This is a genomic window from Brevibacterium litoralis (assembly GCF_040212315.1).
GTDB lineage: Bacteria > Actinomycetota > Actinomycetes > Actinomycetales > Brevibacteriaceae > Brevibacterium > Brevibacterium litoralis.
This window is the reverse complement of sequence record NZ_JBDIUY010000052.1, coordinates 1-7,290: the sequence shown is the minus strand read 5'-3', so window position 1 is coordinate 7,290 and position 7,290 is coordinate 1. Positions and strand designations below refer to the sequence as shown.

7 protein-coding genes and 1 tRNA gene are annotated in these 7,290 nt (G+C 71.4%); 5 read left to right on the top strand and 3 right to left on the bottom strand.

Annotated elements, in window-relative coordinates:
- Positions 1 to 108 precede the first annotated feature (108 nt).
- Together AAD496_RS14800 and AAD496_RS14795 are read right to left on the bottom strand one after the other, a co-directional pair.
- Positions 109 to 444, bottom strand: coding sequence for a hypothetical protein (locus tag AAD496_RS14800; RefSeq protein WP_349829646.1), 336 nt, complete (start codon positions 442 to 444; stop codon positions 109 to 111).
- 169 nt (positions 445 to 613) lie between these two features.
- Positions 614 to 686, bottom strand: a tRNA-Lys gene (locus AAD496_RS14795).
- A gap of 315 nt (positions 687 to 1,001) precedes the next feature.
- On the opposite strand from AAD496_RS14795, the gene AAD496_RS14790 reads away from it, so the two are divergent.
- Together AAD496_RS14790 and AAD496_RS14785 are read left to right on the top strand one after the other, a co-directional pair.
- Positions 1,002 to 1,226 (top strand): hypothetical protein, encoded by a 225-nt coding sequence (locus tag AAD496_RS14790; protein ID WP_349829645.1) that lies wholly within the window; start codon positions 1,002 to 1,004, stop codon positions 1,224 to 1,226.
- 58 nt (positions 1,227 to 1,284) lie between these two features.
- Entirely contained in the window at positions 1,285 to 3,099 is a 1,815-nt protein-coding gene (locus AAD496_RS14785) for a hypothetical protein (protein ID WP_349829643.1), read from the top strand.
- Positions 3,100 to 3,135: 36 nt separating this feature from the next.
- Here the strand turns inward: AAD496_RS14785 and AAD496_RS14780 are convergent, their stop codons facing one another.
- The gene (locus AAD496_RS14780) at positions 3,136 to 4,089 is read right to left on the bottom strand and encodes a hypothetical protein (RefSeq protein ID WP_349829641.1); all 954 of its coding nucleotides are present in this window, start codon (positions 4,087 to 4,089) and stop codon (positions 3,136 to 3,138) included.
- Positions 4,090 to 4,379: 290 nt separating this feature from the next.
- Here AAD496_RS14780 and AAD496_RS14775 point away from each other — a divergent pair, with 290 nt between their 5' ends.
- From AAD496_RS14775 to AAD496_RS14765, 3 genes are all read left to right on the top strand, one after another.
- On the top strand, positions 4,380 to 5,048 hold the full coding sequence (locus AAD496_RS14775) for a hypothetical protein (RefSeq protein ID WP_349829640.1): 669 nt from the start codon (positions 4,380 to 4,382) through the stop codon (positions 5,046 to 5,048).
- A gap of 284 nt (positions 5,049 to 5,332) precedes the next feature.
- Positions 5,333 to 5,953: a DUF47 domain-containing protein gene (locus AAD496_RS14770; protein WP_349829638.1), complete on the top strand. Its 621-nt coding sequence runs from the start codon at positions 5,333 to 5,335 to the stop codon at positions 5,951 to 5,953.
- A 9-nt stretch (positions 5,954 to 5,962) separates the two neighbouring features.
- The gene (locus AAD496_RS14765; RefSeq protein WP_349829636.1) at positions 5,963 to 6,979 is read left to right on the top strand and encodes an inorganic phosphate transporter; all 1,017 of its coding nucleotides are present in this window, start codon (positions 5,963 to 5,965) and stop codon (positions 6,977 to 6,979) included.
- Positions 6,980 to 7,290 lie beyond the last annotated feature (311 nt).

Here is a 7,290-nt window from a genome sequence, read left to right as displayed (position 1 = left end):
GTGTGCGCACACGACATCTCAGACCGCTTCCTGCATCTGACATTCGGGGGAGTGCAGACCCGAAGGAGCGTGCGGAACTCCTGGCGCGTCCGGCGTCGTGTGGTCAGGTCACTCGGTGGTGTCGTCCGTGTCGATCGCGTCGACGAGCAGGTACGCGGCGCCGGCGGACACGGCCGTGACACCGAGGACCGCGGGCCAGGCGCCGATCTTCTTGGCCAGCGGGTGCGAAAGCCCGAATCCGAGCAGGTAGGTGGCGCTCAGTGCGGCGGTGGCGACGGGTCCGGACTTCTTCCACCACGTGCGACCGGCCCAGATGCCGGCGGCGGCGAGGACGGCGCCGCCGAGAGGACGGATGCCGGTCTCCCGTGCGGTGAGGTAGCCGCCCAGGAGCCCTGCGGCGACGACGGGGGCGGTGGACACGTCCTGTGCGTTCTTCAACTCCATGGCCCCGAGCCTAGTCCGGCCGGTCCGGCGCGGAACGTATCAACCCTGTGAGGCGTCGGTTCCGCCGGGGCCGGGGCGGTCGGGGAAACCGGGAACGGACCGGACGCCGGGAGCTCAGAAGGGCCGCTTCCTCGCATGAACACTGGGGAAGCGGCCCTTCCGGTACGGGTGGGCCCCGTGGGGATCGAACCCACGACCCGCGGATTAAAAGTCCGCTGCTCTGCCAGCTGAGCTAGAGGCCCGGGTGGCTCGGGGGTCCGGGACCCGCGAGTTCACCGGGGACAGTGTAGACCGCGCGGCACGCCGAGGAGAAAACGCCGCACCCGCATCCGCTGCTGATCTCCGTCCTCCACGCTCGACGTGCCGTCGGTCACATCTTCGTCACGGTTCTCGGTCGAAAGCATCACGGTCCGGTGACGACGGCCCCCGCCTCACATCACAGTCGTGGCCGGTCCGTTGTCCGATCGTCGGACGTTCGTCGCCCTTCGGTCATACCGACTTCCTAGGGTGGTGACCGTGATCACGGATGTGCCGCACTTCCCGGAAGGACCCCGCGCATGACCACGAGCCCCGCACCCGCTCACCGGCCCGACCGGACCGCCGAATCCCTCCTCACCGATGCCCGCATCGCGGAGGACGCCCGTGCGCGCTCCCTCCTCAAACCCGCCGCCCGCAAGCCGCGTGTCGGCGGGCGGCCCGGTCGCCGCACCCGCTCGGTGCTCGCCGCGGCCTCGGTCACCAGCGAGACCACCGTCGCCGGACCCACCCCGACGGAAGCCTGAGCGCCCCACCGACTCGATGCCTCGTCGTCCCCACTCCCGCACCACCGCACGGTCCGCCGTGCGCTCCACTCGCGTGTCCTCCGGCCACCGCCGGACCCTTCCGGCGCTGATCACCGCCGGTGCACTCCTCCTCGGCGCGTTCACGGACGTGACCGCCCCGCCCGCCACGGCCGTGCCCTCCTCCTCGACCACGACGTCGACCTTCGCAATGACGCCGTTCCCCGCTCCCGAGGCGCCCTCCACCGACACCCGCCCCGTCTCCCTCGGTGCCCAGTGGGGCGACAACCGGGGAGAGAACTCCTGGGGAGACGACACCTGGGACGACGACCCGTGGTCCGGCGACTCCGGATCCGAGGACGGCGACGGGTCCGACGGATGGGGCGACGGTCATTGGGGCGACGGTCAGTGGGGCGACGGTTCCGACGACCAGTGGCCGGAGCCGCAACCATCGGAGAACCCCTGGCCGGAGAACCCCTGGCCCGAGGAGGACGAACCGGAGGAACCGGATCCGGAAGAACCCGCACCGCAGGATCCCGAGGAACCGCAGAATCCCTGGCCGCAGTGGCCCGATCCGGACGAACCGGTCACCTCCCCGGACGATGATCTCGACCCGGACCCCGTCCCGACGCGTGAGTCGGGACCCGAGGACCTCGTGGACTCGCCGATCACCTCGCGCCCGGGGGAGGACTCGATGCCCCGTCCGGACCGTTCCGGCCCCTCCATCCCCGACGACGGCCCCGTCTACTGGGGCGACCCCTCCGACGAACGCACCGCGTTCTCGGTCCCCGACGAGTCGACGTCCGGGAAGGACTCCGATGGTGCGGGTGAGGAAGGCTCCGGCGCGGGCGACGGTGAGGGAGAGGGCGCCTCGGGCGCGGGGGGCGGTGGGACCGGCGAGGACCCCTCGGCGACCGAGGACGGTGCCGGAGAGGAAGGCTCCCTCGAGGACCCGAGCGCACCCGCCGGCACCGCGGACGACCCGAAGACCGTCACCTACGCGGCGAGTGTGGCGACCGGCATCGAGTTCAGTTACGACTGCCCGGCCGGTACCCGCGACCTCCGGGTGACCTTCATGGACAAGGACGACCCCGACGTCGAGTGGTTCTCCACCACCGTTCCCGTCGACGAGGACGGACTGGGTGTCCTCGACTGGCGGCCCACGCCGGGTGCGGACCGGTGGAGCGCCACCGTCGGCGACCGGACATGGACACCCGGGCAGAAGACCGCCGCCTACGTGTGCGGCTCCTCCGGCAGCCAGACCCGCGAGAGTTGGCTGGTCATGGGCCTGGGTTCCGTCCCCCAGGACGACCCGGACCACGCGGTGGCCTCGGCGGACCAAGCGCCCTCCGGCGCCGTCCTCACCACCGATTCCCCGACGATCGCCCAGGTGACCGATCCGGCCCGGGGCCTGTTGTTCGACACCGAGGCGTGCGGACCCGACGAACGCGCCGCCGTCCGTGTCGGCAAGTACCGCGACGAGACGGGCCCCTCGGTCCTGGAGAACGGTGCGGCGACGATCGTCTACCAACAGGCGCTCGAACCGACCGACGACGACCGGTACGTCCACCGGATCGTGCTGCCCGCCGACGACACGACGATCCGCGCCGGGCGGTACTACCTGGGGCTGGAGTGCTTCGGGTCGCAGCCCTCGGCCGTGGATTTCTCGCTCACCGGTGAACCCGTGGCGGTGCCACCGGCCTCGGGCCCTGCCGCGGAGTCGGACATGGGCGACGAGGCGTCACCCGTCGAGGCGGGCATGGGCGAGGAGGACGTCCGGATGACCGGCGTCCGCGCCGGCGGCATGGTGTTGCTCGCGGTCTTCCTACTGGCGATCGCCGGGATGATCGTCCGCCGACCACGCGACCGCCGCTGAATCGATTGCCGCCCGGGCCCGGCACTGCTCGGGGCCTCAGTTCCGGACGTCGGGACGGTAGGTGCGGGGGCGCTCGCCCACGACCTCGCCGTCCACCGTCTCAGGCGCGGTCTCGTCCTCCGGGTCCGGCTTGCCGATGGGCACACCACGCCCCCGCAGCAACTTCGTGAAGTTCTTGACCGCCCCCATGAGGTGGTGGTCGGACTCGCTGCTCGCCGTCGTGGGGTCGAGCTCGGGGTCGAATGTCGTGGGGAACTGACCGAAGGCGGTCCGCGCGTGCTCGGTCACCTGCTTGGCCATCCGGTGGTTGACGATCCCGCCGATCACCGCACCGACGCCGAAGGGCAGGATCCGCCCGATGACCGACCCGGCACCCTTGGCGGCGAACTTCCGCACCATCGTCTTCTTGAGCTTGGAGACGAGCGCCTCGAGGACCTGCGCGGGGATCTGCTTGGCGACGAGGGACCCCCACTGGTTCGTGATCGCGTCCGCGCCGTCGCCGCTACCGTTCTTGGTACCCCGCGCCTGCCCGGCGAACCGGCGGACCAGATCGCTGCCCGACTGCCCGAGCATGAGCCCCATCACCAGGGCGTTCGCACGTTCCGGGTCCCGCACCGGCAGCCCGTGGAGTTCCGCGAGCGCCTGCGCGTAGAGGGCACTGCCCTCCAGGAACCCGGCGGTCTCGACCGCGGCGACCCCGACGGCCAGTCCGGTCCCGATCCCGGGCACCGCCGCCGTCGCACCGACGGCCGCGCCGCCACCGGTCGTCGCGAGGAGGTAGTGCTTCGAGATGATCTGCGCGAGTTCCTGCGGGGACGCCTCGGGATGCCGCCGCCGCAGGGTGCGGATGTAGGCGAGCACGACGGGCCGCTGGACCGACAGCAGACGCTGCACGACCCCGTGCGCCCGCGGATCGAGTGAACCGTCGTCCTTGAACGCGAACTTCCCGGCCATTCCCAGGCCCTTCATGACGGTGTCCTTCTTGCCCATGGGACTCCTCGTGGTTCTCGTGGGGTCGGTGTGCGCACCCGCCACACCGGACGGGCCCGCGGACCCGCGCCGACGGCCGGGCGCTCACGGGCAGTCTACGGACGCGAGGCCTCCCGTGGGCCGGGCCGCCGCGCACCGCCCCCGATCCGCAGGAACCCCGCAGGCAGGACCCGTCGGGCCGGGTCCGCACGGTCCCCGCCGCCGAGGCGCCCTGTCCCCGGTGCCTCGTGTCGGCCTGTCGTCCGCGCGGGCCTGTCCCCGGTGCCGACCCGGGACTACCCTGGGTGGCGATGACCCGCGCATTCCACCGGCCCGTCCCCGTGGCCGACATCGACCGTAGCGACCCCGAGTCCGACCCGGCGGCGCAGGCCGAACTCGCCCATGCGACGGCCGCCCTCCTCGTCCCGCCGGTGGACCGGCCCCGGGCGGGGACGACCCGGTCCGGGCCACCCGGTGCAGGGGAGTCCGGTGGGCAGGGCGCCTCGGCGGCGGGTGGCGAGGGGCAGGACCCGGTGGTCGTCGCGCGGTTCGTGTCGCTCGCCGAGGACCTGGGGATCGAGGTGATCGCCCGGATGTGGGCCGGGACGCCGGCCGTGAGCCTGCCCGGCTCGCTGTGGCGGCTCTACGCCCTGCGCGAGTGGATCCGACGCTCGCCCACGCAGGCCGCCCGTTGGTACCGCGACGGCATGCACGACTCCTCCGTCGCCGAGGTGGTCGCCGGTGTCGAGACCCCACCGGGACCCGACGAGGTGGCCCGCGCCGCCGACCGGATCCTCGCCGGTGCCTTCACCGGGGACTACGCGACCGCGCTCGCCCGCGCCGCGGCCTTCGTGACCGTGACGATCCGGGGGCGGGCCGTCGACGAGGCGGAGGAATCGGCGGACCTGGCCGGGTTCGTCGGACTCGCCGAGGACCTCGTCGCAGCCGCCCGCGCCTGGCGCGCCGGCACCCTCGATTGAATCCCGGGTGCCGCCGGAACACCGACGGGACCTGCCCTGGTCATCCCCCGTGCGTGACCTGTTCGACCTCTGTTGACCGAACGCACACCTGCGCGCCTGTCGTGCGTGGTTCCCCCGCCTGTAGGGTGGAGGCGTGGCGCCTTGGCGTCACAGGGGTGTCGGCCCGCTGAAGCCCCGGGCTCCAACTCACGCCGCCACGAGCGGCCTACCGCCGAGAGGCGCTCTCGGGTCGGCACCCCACCCACACATCGACATACCGATCCGGATTCGCGCAGGAGGTCGCAGTGCGTCTGCGAAGGACACCCCAGGGAGCGGTCTACTTCGAGGGCCTGGGCGAACTCGCCGAACTCCTGCAGGAGTCCGCCCTCGTGCTCGCGGAGCTCTCCGGGATCCCCGCAGAGGACCGCCGTGAGGCCTCCCACCGGATGGACAGCCTGTGCGACCGGGCCGACGAGGCGGTCGCCGCGATCGTCCGCGTCATGCGCGAGAACTTCATCACTCCGCTCGACCGCGAGGACATCTACGCACTGGCCGACGCCCTCCGCGAGGTCTGCTACCGCCAGGCCGCCCTCGGTTTCGCCATGTCCTCCTCGGCCTTCCGGGAACTGCCGCCCGGGCTCCTGGAGATGCTCGCGCTCTCCTCGACCCAGGTCGACCAGACCACGCGGATGGTCGGCCGTCTCAGCGGTAAACCGGACCAGTGGGAGTACGTCGTCACCGTCGACCAGTTGCACCGCCGGGCCGTGGCGCTCCAGCAGAAGGTGTCCGACGCGGTCCCGGCCTCCCGGCAGGGCCTCGTGTTCCTCGCCGCCGCCCTCCAGGTGTCACAGTCGTTCGTCGAGATCTCCCAGGCATTCAAGGGAGTGGGCCACGTCGTCGCCCGGATCGCGTTGAAGGAATCCTGAGGCACCGGCGTGGAGTTCCTTCTCGTCCTCGCCGTCCTCGCGGCACTCGGCTTCACCTTCGTCAACGGCTTCCACGACATGGGCGTCACCGTCGCCAACGCGGTGAGTGCCCGGGCGCTCGAACCCCGCGCGGCCCTGTGGCTCACGGTGTCCTTCAACTTCATCGGCGCGCTCATCGGACAGTCGCTGGCCGTCGTGTTCGCCGACTACATCGTCGAGTTCCCGGCCGCGGCGGAGAACACCCTGCTCATCATCTCCGTCGGTCTCATCGCCGGTGGGTTCTTCAACGTCCTCACCTACCTGTGGCGCATGCCGGTCTCGTCCACGCACTGCATGATCGGCGGACTCCTGGGTGCGGGGCTCACACTCGGCGGTCACGTGGAGGTCGGGAACTTCGCCCAGGAGATCCTGGCGCCGCTGCTCATCGCGCCGATCCTCGCCTTCGCGTTCTCCTTCGTCCTCATGGCCGTCGTCTCCCGGTTCGTCGGCTCCGAGGCACCCAAGCCTCTCTACCGGATGGCCCGCACCGTCGACTCCGTCCTCGCCGGGGGACTGGCACTCGCCCACGGGGTGCAGAGTGCCGGCAAGACCGCCGCGCTCGTCCTCGTCGCCCTCATGACCTACACCGCCGGGCACGGGGTGAACCCGAGCGAACTCACCATCCCCTGGTGGCTGCGGATCGTCCTCGCGGTCGTCCTGGCCGCGGGGACCGCACGCAGTGGTTGGCGGATCGTCCACATGCTCGGCCGGACGATGACCCGGATGGACCCGGTCCGGTCGCTCGTCTCCGACATCACGAGCACCTCGTACCTGCTCATGGCCGCCTTCTTCCAAAGTGTGCCGGCCTCCCTCAGTTACACGGTGACGGCGGCGAACCTGGGCACCCAGTTCATCGGCGGACGGACCGGGGTCCGGATGCGCTACGCGATCCCGGTGCTCGCCACGTGGGTGCTGTGCATCCCCATCTGCATGGTGATCGCCGCGGTCCCCGGTGTCCTCCTCCACACCTTCGTCCTCCACCGCTGAACTAGCTCGCCGTCCGAGCCGCGCCACCCCACCGCTGAGTCCGATCGCCGCCCGAGGCGGCACGGACGAAATCACGGGAAACAGTGCAGATCACGGCGCGCGAAACACGTGATCTGCACCGTTTCCCGTGATCTCGGCACCCCACCCCGCTCCCAGCAGCAATCTGTGTGTGCGGAAGGGCCGCCGAGCCCGCGTCCGGTGTCACCCGCTCCCGAGGTGCCCGACCCTCATGCCACGGGAGGGCGGGCGGCGGGGAAACCCCGAGGGGAGTGGCTTCGGGCATACGACGACGAACCCCCGACCGGAGCCCT